The 15,797-nt window shown below is 62.5% G+C and carries 11 protein-coding genes and 1 pseudogene; 5 read left to right on the top strand and 7 right to left on the bottom strand.

Annotated features, from left to right (window positions below; translation table 11 throughout):
- Nucleotides 1-124: 124 nt before the first annotated feature.
- The 4 genes from ntrC to glnA all read right to left on the bottom strand — a co-directional run bounded on the left by ntrC (nucleotide 125) and on the right by glnA (nucleotide 4,994).
- Complete coding sequence (gene ntrC / locus LU688_RS25475; protein WP_023628818.1) at nucleotides 125-1,561, bottom strand: nitrogen regulation protein NR(I); 1,437 nt, start codon at nucleotides 1,559-1,561, stop codon at nucleotides 125-127.
- Complete coding sequence (gene glnL, locus LU688_RS25470; RefSeq protein ID WP_160291128.1) at nucleotides 1,558-2,643, bottom strand: nitrogen regulation protein NR(II); 1,086 nt, start codon at nucleotides 2,641-2,643, stop codon at nucleotides 1,558-1,560. Before glnL ends, ntrC begins: the two co-directional genes overlap by 4 nt.
- Nucleotides 2,644-2,898: 255 nt before the next feature.
- Entirely contained in the window at nucleotides 2,899-3,441 is a 543-nt protein-coding gene (locus LU688_RS25465; RefSeq protein ID WP_160291129.1) for a chorismate mutase, read from the bottom strand.
- 146 nt (nucleotides 3,442-3,587) lie between these two features.
- A complete protein-coding gene (glnA, locus tag LU688_RS25460; protein WP_023628815.1) occupies nucleotides 3,588-4,994 on the bottom strand; it encodes a type I glutamate--ammonia ligase in 1,407 nt (468 codons plus the stop codon).
- Between the two features lie 403 nt (nucleotides 4,995-5,397).
- Between glnA and thiI the strand changes: the two genes are divergently transcribed.
- Both thiI and typA read left to right on the top strand, forming a co-directional pair.
- Complete coding sequence (gene thiI / locus LU688_RS25455) at nucleotides 5,398-6,852, top strand: tRNA uracil 4-sulfurtransferase ThiI (protein WP_023628814.1); 1,455 nt, start codon at nucleotides 5,398-5,400, stop codon at nucleotides 6,850-6,852.
- A 127-nt stretch (nucleotides 6,853-6,979) separates the two neighbouring features.
- The gene (gene typA / locus LU688_RS25450) at nucleotides 6,980-8,800 is read left to right on the top strand and encodes a translational GTPase TypA (RefSeq protein ID WP_023628813.1); all 1,821 of its coding nucleotides are present in this window, start codon (nucleotides 6,980-6,982) and stop codon (nucleotides 8,798-8,800) included.
- Nucleotides 8,801-8,912: 112 nt separating this feature from the next.
- On the opposite strand, the gene LU688_RS25445 is transcribed toward typA, so the two are convergent.
- Complete coding sequence (locus tag LU688_RS25445) at nucleotides 8,913-9,317, bottom strand: YkgJ family cysteine cluster protein (RefSeq protein ID WP_023628812.1); 405 nt, start codon at nucleotides 9,315-9,317, stop codon at nucleotides 8,913-8,915.
- A gap of 198 nt (nucleotides 9,318-9,515) precedes the next feature.
- Between LU688_RS25445 and LU688_RS25440 the strand changes: the two genes are divergently transcribed.
- The 3 genes from LU688_RS25440 (at nucleotide 9,516) to LU688_RS25430 (ending at nucleotide 13,749) form a co-directional block, all read left to right on the top strand.
- Entirely contained in the window at nucleotides 9,516-11,981 is a 2,466-nt protein-coding gene (locus LU688_RS25440; protein WP_094011045.1) for a glycogen/starch/alpha-glucan phosphorylase, read from the top strand.
- Nucleotides 11,982-12,138: 157 nt separating this feature from the next.
- Nucleotides 12,139-13,149, top strand: coding sequence for a class 1 fructose-bisphosphatase (locus LU688_RS25435; protein ID WP_038706942.1), 1,011 nt, complete (start codon nucleotides 12,139-12,141; stop codon nucleotides 13,147-13,149).
- 3 nt (nucleotides 13,150-13,152) lie between these two features.
- Nucleotides 13,153-13,749: a DUF924 family protein gene (locus LU688_RS25430; RefSeq protein ID WP_046853890.1), complete on the top strand. Its 597-nt coding sequence runs from the start codon at nucleotides 13,153-13,155 to the stop codon at nucleotides 13,747-13,749.
- 33 nt (nucleotides 13,750-13,782) lie between these two features.
- Here LU688_RS25430 and LU688_RS28110 read toward each other — a convergent pair whose 3' ends face one another.
- Complete coding sequence (locus LU688_RS28110) at nucleotides 13,783-14,571, bottom strand: methyl-accepting chemotaxis protein (RefSeq protein ID WP_376752403.1); 789 nt, start codon at nucleotides 14,569-14,571, stop codon at nucleotides 13,783-13,785.
- Between the two features lie 66 nt (nucleotides 14,572-14,637).
- A pseudogene (locus tag LU688_RS28105) lies at nucleotides 14,638-15,675 on the bottom strand (cache domain-containing protein); the annotation flags it as partial.
- Between the last annotated feature and the right edge of the window lie 122 nt (nucleotides 15,676-15,797).

The following is a 15,797-nucleotide window of genomic DNA, read 5'->3' as shown; positions in this document are numbered from 1 at the left end:
TTTGCCTCGTCACGGTGCAAGGGGCACGTAATCGGTGCATGCACCGCTCGTGGGGCCAGCCCGTTCCCACGACATCAATGGCGTGGGAGCGGGCTGGCCTCACGATTCGTTGCAACGTTTGGATTCAGTGCTCTTCCGCCTCGTCCTCATCCCCTCCGGCGATATTCATCCCCAGCTCCTTGATCTTGCGCGTCAGGGTATTGCGTCCCCAGCCCAGCAACAGCGCCGCATCGCGACGTCGCCCAGCGGTGTGCTTGAGCGCGGTTTCGATCATGATCCGCTCGAAGCTGGGCACGGCGCTATCCAGCAGGTTGGTCTGGCCGCGGGCAAGGGCCTGGTCGGCCCACTGGCGCAGGGCCTGTTCCCAGTTGGTCACCGGCGCGGCGTCCTGGGGCAGGTTGAGCAGTTCCGGCGGCAGGTCACCGATCAGCACTTCGCGGCTGGAGGCCATCACGGTGATCCAGCGGCAGGTGTTCTCCAGCTGGCGCACGTTGCCCGGCCAGGGCAGGTTGCGGATGAATTCCTCGGTCTCCGGCTTGAGCAGCTTGGGCTCCACCGCCAACTCCTGGGCGGCGCGGCCGAGGAAATGGCGGGCCAGCGCCGGGATGTCCTCGCGCCGGTCGGCCAGGCGCGGGATATGGATGCGGATCACGTTGAGGCGGTGGAACAGGTCCTCACGAAACTTGCCGGCCTGCACCAGGGATTCTAGGTTTTGGTGAGTGGCGGCGATGATGCGCACGTCCACCTTCACCGGCACATGGCCGCCGACCCGGTAGAACTCGCCGTCGGCCAGCACTCGCAGCAGGCGGGTCTGGGTGTCGGCGGGCATGTCGCCGATCTCGTCGAGGAACAGTGTGCCGCCGTCGGCCTGCTCGAAACGCCCGCGACGCAGGTTGGCGGCGCCGGTGAAGGCGCCCTTTTCGTGGCCGAACAGTTCGGACTCCATCAGGTCCTTGGGGATCGCCGCCATGTTCAGGGCAATGAACGGCGATGCCGCACGCGGGCTGTGGCGATGCAGGGCATGGGCCACCAGCTCTTTGCCGGTACCCGACTCACCATTGATCAGCACGGTGATGTTGGAATGGCTGAGGCGGCCGATGGCGCGGAACACCTCCTGCATCGCCGGCGCTTCGCCGATGATCTCCGGGGTGCGGGCCAGCGCCTGGGGCACTTCCAGGGCCTGTTGCTCCTGGGCGTGCTGGTTGGCGCGTTTGACCAGCGACACCGCTTCGTCGACATCGAACGGCTTGGGCAGGTACTCGAAAGCACCGCCCTGATACGACGCCACGGCGCTGTCCAGGTCGGAATGGGCAGTCATGATGATCACGGGCAGCCCAGGGTGCTGTTCGCGGATCTGGGCGAGCAGGTCGAGACCGCTGGCGCCGGGCATACGGATATCCGAGATGATCACGTCCGGTTGCTGGCGGGCCAGGCGGCCCATGACACCATCGGCGCTGTCGAAGCTCTGGGTGGTCATGCCTTCCTGCTGCAGGGCCTTTTCCAGGACCCAGCGGATGGAACGATCATCATCGACGATCCAGACGGTTTCACTTCGGCTCATGGGGCGGTGGCTCCTTGTTCCAGGGGCAGGTAGATCGAGAACGTGGTGTGGCCGGCGTGGCTTTCACATTCGATCAGGCCCTGGTGCTGGCTGATGATGTTCTGGGTGATGGCCAGGCCCAGCCCGGTGCCGTCCGGGCGGCCGCTGACCATGGGATAGAAGAGCGTGTCCTGCAGTTCCGCGGGGATGCCGGGGCCGTTGTCGATGATCTCGATCCGCGCCACCAGGCGGTGGCGCACATGGCCGATGGTGAACTGGCGCACGGCGCGGCTGCGCAGGGTGATACGACCCAGGCGCAGTTCGTTCTGCCCGGCGATGGCCTGCATGGCGTTGCGCACGATGTTGAGTACGGCCTGGATCATCTGCTCACGGTCGATCAGTACGTCCGGCAGGCTCGGGTCGTAATCGCGCACCAGGGTGATGCCGCCCTGGCTCTCCGCCTCGACCAGACTGCACACCCGCTCAAGCACTTCGTGGATGTTGGTCATGCATAACGACGGCAGCTTGTTCGAGCCGAGCATGCGGTCGACCAGATTACGCAGGCGGTCGGCCTCTTCGATGATCACATTTGTGTAGTCGCGCAAGCCATCCTCCGGCAGCTCGCGGGCCAGCAACTGCGCCGCGCCGCGAATACCGCCGAGGGGGTTCTTGATTTCGTGGGCAAGGCCGCGCACCAGCATCTTGGTGGTCTCCTGCTTGCTCAGCTGGGCCTCCTCCTTGGTGATGCGCAGCAGGCGGTCACGCGGGTGCACTTCCAGCAGCAGCAGGGTCTGGCCCTGGTGCAGGATGGGCGTGACGGCGTAGTCGACGGTGATGCTCTGGCCGGTCAGCGAGGTCAGCTGGGCTTCGCGCTTGGTGAACGGGTGCGCCTGCTCCACCGCCTGGCGCAGCGAGTTGAGTGCCTCGGCCGATTCGGTGAACAGCTCGCTGATGAACTGGCCATGGCTGCGCTGGCCACTGACGGCCAGAAGCATTTCCGCAGCGGGGTTCATGTACTCCAGGCGCAGTTCGGCATTGAGCAGGAGCGTAGCCGTGGTCAGGTTGTCCAGAAGCAGACGGTGCTGTGCATCGCTGATGGTCATAAGGCGTCGTTGACCTCTGTAGGCACTCTTTTGGCGCCCCGGCCAGACCTGGGGCGCGCACGGATGACGTGCAGGATGCATTGAAAATGCAAGATCCAAACCAAGGCTCCGAAAAGAAGCGGAATTTCCGGATAAAGTCGCGTATGCGCGCAAATTCGGCACACAAAGTCTTGGTTAAACGATTCTTGCGACCCAAACTGGGATGCCTGCCGAGGCGCTCGGCCTAGTCATGCACCATTATGGAGCATAGGGTGCTCAGGTGTTTTTGCACAGTTGGCCGGTGGCGCGGATGAGTGCGAGGTGTCGCGTGGCTTCGTGGGTGCGTCGCTGAAGTGCGTCGGCCAGATACCCGGGGCAGTTGATCGAGGCGCTTTGGTCGAAGCGGGCAAGGGCCACCAGGAGTTGCGCCTGAAGGCGGTCCAATGTGGGGCGCACATCTTGGCCAAGATCGCGTCGAGGACGGTCCGGTGCCTGCCGTTCCCGGTGCCAGCTGTCTAGCAGGTAATATTGGAGCAGTTTACTGGCCTCGATCTGGTCAGCGAAGAATGCTTCGGCGCGTGCGGGATCCAGTTGGTAGGCAGTTGCGGCCTGGCGTGCACTGGTCAGGACCTGTTGCTCGCGTTCAACGGCCTGCACCGGTTGCCCTCGGTCCCATTTGTGCAGGGCGACCGCTTCGGCAAGGTCAAGGCGGCGCTCGATGGCGTCGAGCAAGGTTTCAAGGTTCGCAGTGGACGGCGCCGCGGCGCTGCAACCAGACAGTGCGAGGCAGCAAGTGAAGGCGAGGTGGGTGGTGCGCATGGCGATCTCCTGAATTGGTGGAGAGTCGAGTGTCGCAGTGCTGCCAAATACGGCTGTAAGCCTAGTCCGATGATGCCGATGCAAAAATGGAAACGGCCTCCCGAGGGAGGCCGTCCTGATGTCACCGACGCGAGGCGCCGATCAGATCAGCAGCTGTAGTACAGCTCGTATTCCAGCGGGTGCACGAAGGTGCGGACCTTGATCTCTTCTTCGCTCTTCAGCTCGATGAAGGCATCGATGAAGTCGTCGGAGAACACGCCGCCCTTGGTCAGGAACGCACGGCCTTTGTCCAGCTCTTCCAGGGCTTCCTTCAGGCTGCCACAGACTTGCGGGATTTCCTTGGCCTCTTCAGGCGGCAGGTCGTAAAGGTTCTTGTCGGCGGCATCGCCTGGGTGGATCTTGTTTTGGATGCCATCCAGGCCTGCCATCAGCAGGGCCGCGAAGGCGAGGTACGGGTTGGCCGACGGGTCCGGGAAGCGCGCTTCGATACGACGGGCTTTCGGGCTGCCGACGTAAGGAATACGGATCGAGGCGGAACGGTTGCGCGCCGAGTAGGCCAGCATCACCGGAGCTTCGAAACCTGGGACCAGACGCTTGTAGGAGTTGGTCGACGGGTTGGTGAAGCCGTTCAGGGCCTTGCCGTGCTTGATGATGCCGCCGATGAAGTACAGGGCGGTATCGGACAGGCCGGCATAGCCTTCGCCGGAGAAGGTGTTCTTGCCGTCTTTCCAGATCGACATGTGCACGTGCATGCCCGAGCCGTTGTCGCCGTATAGAGGCTTGGGCATGAAGGTGGCGGTACGGCCATAGGCGTCGGCAACGTTGTGCACGACGTATTTCAGAGCCTGTACTTCGTCAGCTTTCTTCACCAGGGTGTTGAACTTGACGCCGATTTCGTTCTGGCCGGCAGTCGCCACTTCATGGTGGTGAACTTCGACGGTCTGGCCCATTTCTTCCAGTGCGTTGCACATGGCGGTGCGGATTTCGTGGTCGTGGTCGAACGGCGGAACCGGGAAGTAGCCGCCTTTCACGCCCGGGCGGTGGCCTTTGTTGCCGCCTTCCACGTCAGCGCCAGTCATCCACGAGCCTTGCTCGGAGAAGATCTTGAACATCGAGCCGGAGATGTCCGAATGGAACTTCACTTCGTCGAAGATGAAGAACTCAGGCTCTGGGCCTGCGAACACGGTGTCACCGATGCCGGTGCTCTTCAGGTACTCTTCGGCGCGCTTGGCGATGCCGCGCGGGTCACGATCGTAGCCCTGCATGCTCGACGGGTCGACGATGTCGCAGGTGATGATCAGGGTCGGTTCTTCGGTGAATGGGTCCAGCACGGCGGTTTCGTCGACCGGCATCAGGATCATGTCGGAGGCTTCGATGCCTTTCCAGCCAGCGATGGAGGAGCCGTCGAACATCTTGCCGACTTCGAAGAAGTCTTCATCCAGGCCATCGCGCGCTGGCATGGTCACGTGATGCTGAATGCCTTTGGTGTCCGTGAAACGCAGATCAATCCACTTGACGTCATGATCTTTGATGAGTTGAACCGACTTCGACATGTTGTCCTCCGGATGGTCGAGGGCGCAGTTGGCCGCTGCCCTGGAAATAAGGGTGTCGCTGGGCGCGGATAGTCGGCCAAGCTTACCTGCCTCACAAGGGAGCAAATTGCATGCCAGTGCCCGAAAATGGCGAGGGTGGGATAAAAGGGGGCGTTGGCGGGCATTTGTCCAGGTGGCGCTGATGCAGAGCGCACCCATAAGATGCGCTTTTCAGAATTGCTGCACTATTATGGTGCGCGCCCGGGGGCCTCATTGCGGGGCAAGTCGCATCGGCGCTCCGCCGTGCCACGGTACATGCGCGATAAATCCAACCCTCTGTACAAAAGTTGGTCAAAAGCTGAGCAATTTCCGCTATAATTCGCGCCCCTCATTTTCGGTAGGCCCTGGGCGCGCTGTTAAACCAATGAAACTTATCGTCAAAGTCTTCCCAGAAATCACCATCAAGAGCCGGCCGGTGCGCAAGCGCTTCATCCGCCAGCTCGGCAAGAACATTCGCAACGTGCTCAAGGATATCGATCCTGAGCTCGCGGTCGATGGTGTCTGGGACAATCTCGAAGTGGTTACCCGCGTCGAGGACGAGAAGCTCCAGCGCGAGATGATCGAGCGCCTCACCTGCACACCGGGTATCACCCACTTCCTGCAGGTCGAGGAATATCCGCTGGGCGATTTCGACGACATCGTCGCCAAGTGCAAGCACCACTTCGGCCATCTGCTGGCCGGCAAGCGCTTCTCGGTACGCTGCAAGCGCGGCGGTCACCACGACTTCACCTCGATGGACGTCGACCGCTACGTCGGCAGCCAGCTGCGCCAGCAGTGCGGCGCCGCCGGCATCGACCTGAAGACGCCAGAAGTCGTGGTGCGCATGGAAATCCGTGACCAGCGCCTGTACGTGATCCACAACCAGCACAACGGCATCGGCGGCTACCCGTTGGGTGCCCTGGAGCAGACCCTGGTACTTATGTCCGGTGGTTTCGACTCCACCGTGGCGGCTTACCAGATGATGCGCCGCGGCCTGATGACCCATTTCTGCTTCTTCAACCTCGGTGGCCGTGCCCACGAGCTGGGCGTGATGGAAGTGGCCCACTACCTGTGGAAGAAGTACGGCAGCAGCCAGCGCGTGCTGTTCATCAGCGTGCCGTTCGAGGAAGTGGTCGGCGAGATTCTCAACAAGGTCGACAACAGCTACATGGGCGTCACCCTCAAGCGCATGATGCTGCGCGGCGCGGCGCACATGGCCGACCGCCTGCAGATCGACGCGCTGGTCACCGGCGAGGCGATTTCCCAGGTGTCGAGCCAGACCTTGCCGAACCTGTCGATCATCGACTCGGCCACCGACAAGCTGGTGCTGCGCCCGCTGCTGGCCAGCCACAAGCAGGACATCATCGACCAGGCCAGCGAAATCGGTACCGCCGACTTCGCCAAGCACATGCCCGAATATTGCGGTGTGATCTCGGTGAATCCGACCACTCATGCCAAGCGTCACCGCATGGAGCACGAAGAAAAGCAGTTCGACATGGCCGTGCTGGAGCGCGCCCTGGAGCGAGCCAAGTTCATCTCCATCGACCATGTTATCGACGAGCTGGGCAAGGACATCGAAATCGAGGAAGTGGCCGAGGCGCTCCCGGGCCATATCGTCATCGACATTCGTCATCCCGACGCCCAGGAAGACGAACCTCTGGTGCTCGAAGGCATCGAAGTCCAGGCCATGCCGTTCTACGCCATCAACAGCAAGTTCAAGCACCTGGACCCAACGCGCCAGTACTTGCTGTATTGCGACAAGGGTGTGATGAGCCGTCTGCACGCACACCACCTGCTCAGTGAGGGACATGCCAATGTGCGTGTTTATCGTCCGACATAAGACGCCAGGGCTGTATGGCGGCAGCATCCGCCATCGCCCTCCCGACCACCGGGCCCGCTGAGCCGTAAACCGTACATATTGGCCGCCTACACTGGCGGCAACCGAATCCTCTGATCGAGATACAGTTGTGATCGAAAATCTGCGTAACATCGCCATCATCGCCCACGTTGACCATGGTAAAACCACCCTGGTCGACAAACTCCTGCGCCAGTCCGGCACCCTGGAGCGTAACGAGCTCAACGACGAGCGCGTCATGGACTCCAACGACCAGGAAAAAGAGCGCGGCATTACCATTCTGGCGAAGAACACCGCCATCAACTGGAACGGCTACCACATCAACATCGTCGACACCCCCGGCCACGCCGACTTCGGTGGCGAGGTTGAGCGTGTAATGTCGATGGTCGACTCCGTGCTGCTGCTGGTCGACGCCCAGGACGGCCCGATGCCGCAAACCCGCTTCGTGACCAAGAAGGCCTTCGAAGCTGGCCTGAAGCCAATCGTCGTGATCAACAAGGTCGACCGTCCGGGCGCGCGTCCTGACTGGGTTCTGGACCAGATCTTCGACCTGTTCGACAACCTCGGCGCCACCGACGAACAGCTGGACTTCAAAGTCGTCTACGCCTCGGCCCTGAACGGCATCGCCGGTCTGGACCACACCGCCATGGGCGAAGACATGACCGCCCTGTACCAGTCGATCGTCGACAACGTACCGGCGCCGGACGTTGACCGTGAAGGCTCGTTCCAGATGCAGATCTCGGCACTGGACTACAACAGCTTCCTCGGTGTTATCGGTGTTGGCCGTATCGCCCGTGGTCGCGTCAAGCCGAACACCCCCGTTGTCGCCATCGACACCAACGGCAAGAAGCGTAACGGTCGAATCCTCAAGCTGATGGGTCACCACGGCCTGCACCGCGTCGACGTCGAAGAAGCCCAGGCTGGCGACATCGTCTGCATCAGCGGTTTCGACGAGCTGTTCATCTCCGACACCCTGTGCGCCCCGGACGCGGTCGAAGCGATGAAGCCGCTGACCGTCGACGAGCCAACCGTCTCGATGACCTTCCAGGTCAACGACTCGCCGTTCTGCGGCAAGGAAGGCAAGTTCGTCACCAGCCGTAACATCAAGGACCGTCTGGACAAGGAGCTGCTGTACAACGTTGCCCTGCGCGTCCAGGAAACGGACTCCCCAGACAAGTTCAAGGTCTCGGGCCGTGGTGAGCTGCACCTGTCCGTTCTGATCGAAACCATGCGCCGTGAAGGCTTCGAGATGGCCGTAGGCCGTCCTGAAGTGATCATCCGCGAAGTCGACGGCGTCAAGCAGGAGCCGTTCGAGAACGTCACCATCGACATCCCTGAAGAAGCCCAGGGCAAGGTCATGGAAGAAATGGGTCTGCGTAAAGGCGACCTGACCAACATGGTGCCGGATGGCAAGGGCCGTGTTCGCCTGGAATACAACATTCCAGCCCGTGGTCTGATCGGTTTCCGTAACCAGTTCCTGACCCTGACCAACGGTGCAGGCATCCTGACCTCGATCTTCGATCGCTACGACACCATGAAGTCGGGCCAGATGTCCGGCCGCCTGAACGGCGTACTGGTTTCGGTCGAGACCGGCAAGGCACTGACCTACTCGCTCGAAACCCTGCAGGCGCGCGGCAAGCTGTTCGTCGAGCACGGCCAGGAGATCTACAACGGTCAGATCATCGGCCTGAACAGCCGTGACAACGACCTGGGCGTGAACCCGACCAAAGGCAAGAAGCTCGACAACATGCGTGCTTCGGGCAAGGACGAAGTCATCGCCCTGGTACCGCCGGTTCGCCACACCCTGGAACAGGCCCTGGAGTTCATCCAGGACGACGAGCTGTGCGAAGTCACGCCGAAGTCGATCCGTCTGCGCAAGAAGATCCTGGACGAAGGCGAGCGTACCCGCGCTGCCAAGAAAGCCAAGAACTGAGTTAGCTCAGGCTGAATGAAAACGCCCCCGGTCGAAAGGCCGGGGGCGTTTTTGTTTGCCTTCAGAAATACGGGCTGCTTTGCAGTCCCGACATTTCAGGCGTGGCGCAGTCTCAGCGCCCGACCACCTTGGGCTTGTACGCGCAATACCCCGGCCGCGGTCCGACCTTGGGATGGTTGCGGCAGGTATCCGGGCGCTTGTCGTAGATGGTGCACAGACGGCTCTTGCGGTCCAGATAGAGGCAGTCATCGTTACTCATCCGGGTCAGGGTGAAGATTCCCGACTTCTGGTTGAAGCGTTCGATGATGCCGTCCTTCTGCAGGCGCTTGGCGATGTTCTTCGGTGGCTCGTCCTTCTCGAACTCGTCCACCACGCCAATGCGGATCAGATCCTTGATCTTCACCTCCACCGGCAGGGTGCAGCAGGTCGAGTGGCAGCCACCACACATGTGGCTGGCATAGCGCTGCCAAGTCTCCAGGCGGTCGACTTCAGCGGCGGCGATCAGGGTCGGTTTCATGGTTGCGGTTTTATTCTTGCAAGGAAAATCACGGTTTTGGGGCGCGCGATGATACCGGAGTTGTTCAAATTGTGAACAACCTTTTGCCGGTTTCGCAAACGGTGGATGAAAACCGCGAACCGTCGCTGTCGCTGTGTGTCAGAGCGTCTAGGCTGAACACTCTCCCTGCGCTTTCGCCTACTTGCCCGAGGATGCCGCATGTCCCAGGAAAACAAGGCCCGTGAGGCCAAAGCTCATCATGAAGAAGTGGCCGAGTTTCGCGCCGCCGTGCTGGCCAAGCTGACCTATGCGGTCGGCAAGGACCCGGAACACGCCTTCGACCACGACTGGTTCGAGGCCATCGCCCTGGCGGCTCGCGACCATATGGTCGACCACTGGATGGATCACACTCGCCAGGCCTACCGACGTAGCCAGAAACGGGTGTATTACCTCTCCCTGGAGTTCCTCATCGGCCGCCTGCTGTACGACAGCCTGAGCAACCTCGGCTACCTGGAGATCGCCCGCGAGGCCCTCGAGGGGCTGGACGTCGACCTGGAGCGCATCCGCCTGCTCGAGCCTGACGCGGCGCTGGGCAACGGTGGCCTCGGGCGCCTGGCGGCGTGCTTCATGGAAAGCATGTCGACCCTCGGTATCGCGGCCCATGGCTATGGCATTCGCTACGAGCATGGGTTGTTCCGTCAGGCGGTGGTCGATGGCTGGCAGCAGGAGCAAACTGAGAACTGGCTGGACTTCGGCAACCCATGGGAGTTCGAGCGGGCCGAGGTGATCTACCCGATCAGTTTCGGCGGCAGTGTCGAGACCGTGAACGAAGGTAACGGCCAGCAGCGTCAGGTCTGGTGGCCGGGCGAGACGGTTCGTGCGGTGGCCTACGACACCCCAGTGGTCGGCTGGCGCGGCTCCAGCGTCAACACCTTGCGCCTGTGGCGTGCCCGGGCGCTGGAGGAGCTGCACCTGGAGCGCTTCAATGCAGGTGACCACCTGGGCGCGGTGGCCGAAGTGGCCCGCGCCGAAAGCATCTCGCGAGTGTTGTATCCGGCCGACAGCACCGAGGCGGGTCAGGAACTGCGCCTGCGCCAGGAGTACTTCTTTGTATCGGCTTCCCTGCAGGACCTGCTGCGGCGCCACCTGAACATGCACAAGGACCTGCTCAACCTGCCGGACGCCGCTGCCATTCAGCTCAATGACACTCATCCGTCGATCGCCGTGGCCGAACTGATGCGTCTACTGGTGGACCAGCACGAAATCCCCTGGGAAAAAGCCTGGGAGCTGACCGTAGGGACTCTGGCCTACACCAACCACACGCTGCTGCCCGAGGCTCTGGAAACCTGGCCGGTGGCGCTGATGGAGCGCATGCTGCCGCGGCACATGCAGATCATCTACCTGATCAACGCCTACCATATCGATGCCCTGCGGGCCAAAGGTCTGCACGACTTCGACGTGCTGCGTGCCGTGTCGTTGATCGAGGAAGACAATGGCCGGCGTGTGCGCATGGGCAACTTGGCGTTCCTTGGTTCGCACAGCGTCAATGGTGTCTCTGCGCTGCACAGTAAACTGATGAAAAGCACGGTATTCGCCGAGCTGCACAAGCTCTATCCACAACGGATCAACAACAAGACCAACGGCATCACTTTCCGCCGATGGCTGTATCAGGCCAACCCGCTGCTCACCGCGATGTTGATCGAGGCGTTGGGTCCCGAGCTGCTCGACGATCCTGAAGGCAAGTTGAAGGGGCTGGCGCCGCATGCCGACAAAGCTACCTTCCGCAAGCAGTTCGCCGCCCAGCGCCTGCACAGCAAGCGCGCCCTGGCTAGCATCATCCAGGACAGGTTGGGGGTGACGGTGAATCCGGAGGCGTTGTTCGACGTACAGGTCAAGCGCATTCACGAGTACAAGCGGCAATTGCTCAACCTGCTGCACACCGTGGCGCTGTACCAGGCCATCCGCAATGACCCCAGCACCGACTGGGTGCCCAGGGTGAAGATTTTTGCCGGCAAGGCGGCGGCCAGCTACCACCAGGCCAAACTGATCATCAAGCTGGCCAACGACATCGCCCGGGTGGTCAATAACGACCCCACGGTACGAGGCCTGCTCAAAGTGGTGTTCCTGCCCAACTACAACGTCAGCCTGGCCGAGAGCATCATCCCGGCGGCGGACCTGTCCGAGCAGATTTCCACGGCGGGTTACGAGGCCTCCGGCACCAGCAACATGAAGTTTGGCCTCAATGGCGCCTTGACAATCGGCACGCTCGACGGCGCCAACGTCGAGATGTGCGAGCAGGTGGGGGCGGAGAACATGTTCATCTTCGGCCTGACCGCGCAGCAGGTGGAGGCGCGCAAACGCAGCGGCGACTTTGGCGCCGCGTCGGCGATCGCCGCCTCCCATCGTCTGGGCGACGTGCTGCAGGCGATTCGCAGCGGGGTGTTCTCGCCTGATGATCCAGCGCGCTATGCCGGGTTGGTGGACGGGCTGATCGCCTACGACCGCTTCCTGGTGTGCGCCGACTTCGATGCCTACTGGGACGCCCAGCGGCGGGTCGAGGAGTTGTGGCACGCGCCGCAGGACTGGTGGCGCGTGGCGGTGCTGAATACGGCGCGGATGGGCTGGTTCTCGTCGGACCGGACCATTCGCGAGTATGCGACCGAGATCTGGAAGGCCTTGGATTGAAGCGTGGGGCTGCCCGGCAGCCCCAATCGACCAGCTGCATGAACTCAATGGTCAAAGCGCCGTCTGATCCGCCAGTCGAGTCTCTTTGCTCGCTAGCCCGTCACTCTCCCTGTAAACTGCGGGGGTTTTTCTCCCCCTTTCCTTTTCGGAGCCATACATGTCCCGCGTTACCCTGAGTCGCTATCTGATTGAGCAGACCCGCAGCAACAATACCCCTGCCGATCTGCGCTTCCTGATCGAAGTGGTGGCGCGTGCGTGCAAGGAGATCAGCCACCACGTGTCCAAGGGCGCCCTGGGCGGCGTGCTGGGCAGCATGGGCACCGAGAACGTGCAGGGCGAGGTGCAGAAGAAGCTCGACGTGATTTCCAACGACATCCTGCTCGAAGCCAACGAGTGGGGCGGTCACCTGGCCGGCATGGCTTCCGAAGAGATGGACAATGCCTACCAGATCCCGGGCAAGTACCCCAAAGGCGCCTACCTGCTGGTCTTCGACCCACTGGACGGCTCGTCGAACATCGACGTCAACGTCTCGGTCGGCACCATCTTCTCGGTGCTGCGTTGCCCGAACGAATACCTGAGCCAGAACGAAACCCTGAACGAGAACGCATTCCTGCAGCCAGGCACCCAGCAGGTCGCCGCCGGCTACGCCATCTACGGCCCGCAGACCATGCTGATCCTGACCCTGGGCAACGGCGTCAAGGGCTTCACCCTGGACCGCGAGCTGGGCAGCTTCGTCCTGACCCACGAAAACATCCAGGTACCGGCCACCACTGCCGAGTTCGCCATCAACATGTCCAACCAGCGTCACTGGGAAGCCCCGGTGCAACGCTACGTGGGCGAGCTGCTGGCCGGCGAGACCGGGCCGCTGAAAAAGAACTACAACATGCGCTGGATCGCCTCGATGGTGGCCGACGTGCACCGCATCCTGACCCGTGGCGGCCTGTTCATGTACCCACGCGATGCCCGCGAGCCGAGCAAGCCGGGCAAGCTGCGCCTGATGTACGAAGCCAACCCGATGTCGTTCATCATCGAACAGGCAGGCGGCGCTTCCACCAACGGTTACGAGCGTATCCTCGACATCAAGCCGGAGAGCCTGCACCAGCGCGTGTCGGTGATCCTCGGCTCGAAGGAAGAGGTCGAGCGCGTCACCGCCTACCACAAGGAGTAAGTCATGCTCGCACCTTGGCAGCCGTTGCTGGAGTGGTGGTTCGGTTGGGGCACGAGTGCCCAGGCCGTGGCTGACGAGAAGAACACGCTGTGGTTCGGCAAGCATCACGACGCCGATGCCCAGGCGCTGTTCGGCGACCTGGTCGAGCAAGCCCTGGCGGGCGGGCTCGACGAGTGGCAGCAGAGCCCCCAGGGCTGGCTCGGTCTGGTGCTGCTGCTGGATCAGCTGCCGCGCATGATCTATCGCGACACGCCGCGTGCCTTCGAGGGTGACCGGCGTGCCCAGGTAGTGGCCATGCAGGGGTTGCAGAAGGGCTGGGACTACCAGCTGCTGCCGATCCAGCGGGTGTTCGTGCTGCTTGTGCTGGAGCATGCGGAGGTGCTGGACTGGCAAAATCTGTGCGTCGAGCGTTACCAGACCTTGCTGGACGAGCAGCCCGAGGCCAACCGTCGGTTGTTCGAAGGCTTCCTCGACTATGCCGAGCAGCACCAGCGGGTGATCGCCCGCTTCGGGCGCTTCCCGCACCGCAACCTGGTGCTGAACCGCCCGAGCACCAGTGAAGAGATGGACTTCTTGCTGGAGCCTGGGTCCAGGTTCTAGTGCCAGTGGGGCCGCGAAGCGGCCCCAGCCATCTCAGATCCTGAAGCTACCCACCAGATGCTTCAACCGCTCGACCTGATGCTCCAGGTCGGTGCAGGCACGCAAGGTGCTCTGCAGGTTCTGCACCCCTTCCTGATTCAGCGTATTGATCTCGGTGATGTCGACATTGATCGACTCGACCACGGCCGTCTGCTCTTCGGTGGCGGTGGCCACCGACTGGTTCATGCCGTCAATCTCGCCGATGCGCTGGGTGACGCTGCACAGGCGTTCGCCGGCCTGGTTGGCGATGCCGACGCTGCGGTCGCTGTGCTGCTGGCTCTGGTTCATGGTGCTCACGGCCACCTGGGCGCCGGCCTGCAGCTCCTCGATCAGGCGCTGCACCTGCTGTGCCGAGTCCTGGGTGCGGTGTGCCAGGTTGCGCACCTCGTCGGCCACTACCGCGAAACCGCGTCCGGCTTCGCCGGCACGGGCCGCCTCGATGGCCGCGTTGAGCGCCAGCAGGTTGGTCTGCTGCGAAATGCCGCTGATTACATCGAGGATCTGACCAATGTTCGCCGTGTGATTATTCAGCGTCTCGATGTTGCCGCTGGCATCGCTGATGCGCGCCGATAGCTGGTTCATCACATCGATGGTCTCGCCGACCACTTGCTGGCCTTCCTCGGCCAGGCCGCGGGCGGCGCTGGAATGCTGCGAGGCGAGGGCGGCGTTCTGGGCGATTTCCTGGGCGGCGGCGCCGAGCTGGTTGATCGCCGCGGCGACACTGCTGGTGCGGCTGGACTGCTGGTCGGCGTTGTGGATCGAGGCGTTCGAGGCGCTGACCACCTGACCGGCCACGGCATTCACCTGGCCGGTGGCCGAGGCCACTTCGCGGATCGATTCGTGGATCCGCTCGACGAAGCGGTTGAACGACTGCGCCAGGCTGCCGAACTCGTCCTGGGCGTGGATGGCCAGGCGCCGGGTCAGGTCGCCTTCGCCCTCGGCGATGTCGCGCATGGCGCGGCCCATGACGTGCAGCGGTTCCATCAGCACGCGGATCAGCAAGCCGAGCAGGGCGATGATCACCACCACCGCGATCAGTGTCGCCACCACGGCCGAAGTGCGCAGTTCGCCGAGCATGGCGAAGGCTGCGTCCTGGTCCAGTACCAGCGCCACGTACCAGTCCGCCGACGGCACGCCATCGACGTGGGTGAAGCTGATGAACTGTTTGCGACCCTCGACTTCCACTTCCTTCAGGCCGCTGCCGATGCGCAGGTTGCTGCCAGGGTAGACATCCGCCAGGGGCTTGAGCGCCAGTTCGCCCTTGGGGTGGATGAGCACCTTGCCCTCGCCGTTGACGATGAAGGCGTGCCCGTGGCCGCCGAAGTCCAGGGTGTTGACCAGGTTGCTGATGGTCTGCAGATCGGTGTCGACACCGCTGACGCCGATCATGCGCCCGCCCTGTTGCACCGGAGTGGCCAGGGTAATTACCAGCTTGCCGGCCGATACCGAGATGTACGGTTCGGTGACGATGGTCTGGCCCGCGGCGCTGGCCGCCTTGTACCAGCCGCGCACGCGCGGGTCGTAGTCGGCGGCGCGGTTGCCCACCGGCACCGACTGCATGCTGCCATCCTGGCCGCCGAAGTAGGTGAGGATGAAGTTGCTGCCGTACACCGGCAGCGCCAGGATGCGCTCGAGGCTGCTCTTGGCGGGGCCGTCGACGGCAATCTGCTGGGCCACCGAGTTCACCAGCTGGATACGGCTGTCGAGCCAGGTGCGGATGTTGCCGGCGGTGAGGTTCCCCAGCGATTGCAGCGTCGACTCGGTGTCGCTACGCAGCGACTGACGCTGTCGGTAGTCGTTGAACAGGACGAAGCAAGTGAAGGCGACGGCCACCACCAGAGCGGCGGCCAGCAGGATCTTGTGGCTGAACTTGAGGTTCTTGGTCATTTTTCTTGGAATCTGCGCACGGGCACGAAGGGGAGGGGTGCGGCAAAAGGCCACACAACCGCTCTATGTCGACGCGCAGAGATAAAACATTAATCGTTTGCGCGCCAGGCGACCAACGGTGC

The organism is Pseudomonas soli (genome assembly GCF_021283165.2).
Classification (GTDB): Bacteria; Pseudomonadota; Gammaproteobacteria; order Pseudomonadales; family Pseudomonadaceae; genus Aquipseudomonas; species Aquipseudomonas soli.
Note: the sequence above shows the minus strand (reverse complement) of the source record. Positions and strands in the feature narration are given on the sequence as shown.